At 67.8% G+C, this 317-nt stretch carries 1 protein-coding gene; it reads right to left on the reverse strand.

Translation table 11 applies throughout. The features are described 5' to 3' along the window. Position 1: 1 nt before the first annotated feature. Positions 2 to 317, reverse strand: a 316-nt coding sequence (locus ABFJ78_RS50210; RefSeq protein ID WP_436394708.1) for an integrase core domain-containing protein, incomplete at its 5' end; no start/stop codon positions are given.

The following is a 317-nucleotide window of genomic DNA, read 5'->3' on the forward strand; positions in this document are numbered from 1 at the left end:
CCTAGGTGTAGTGCCCTGTGAGGTTGGGGACGCGGCTGGCGGGTGGTTTGCCGCCGAGTGCGGTGTGGCCGCGGTGGTGATTGTAGGTGTGCAACCACTCCGGGTAGGCCTCCCGCCGCTCGCGTTCTGAGCGGTAAGGGCGGGCGTAGGCCCACTCTTCGAGCAGGGTGCGGTTGAACCGCTCGACCTTCCCGTTCGTCTGCGGCCGGTAGGGACGGGTGCGTTGGTGGGCGATGTGCGCGTCGCGCAGCGTGTCGCGCCAGAGATAGGACTTGTAGCAGGACCCGTTGTCGGTCAGCACCCGCGTGACGGTGACC

The sequence above is a fragment of the Amycolatopsis sp. MEPSY49 genome, from assembly GCF_051337345.1.
Lineage (GTDB): Bacteria > Actinomycetota > Actinomycetes > Mycobacteriales > Pseudonocardiaceae > Amycolatopsis.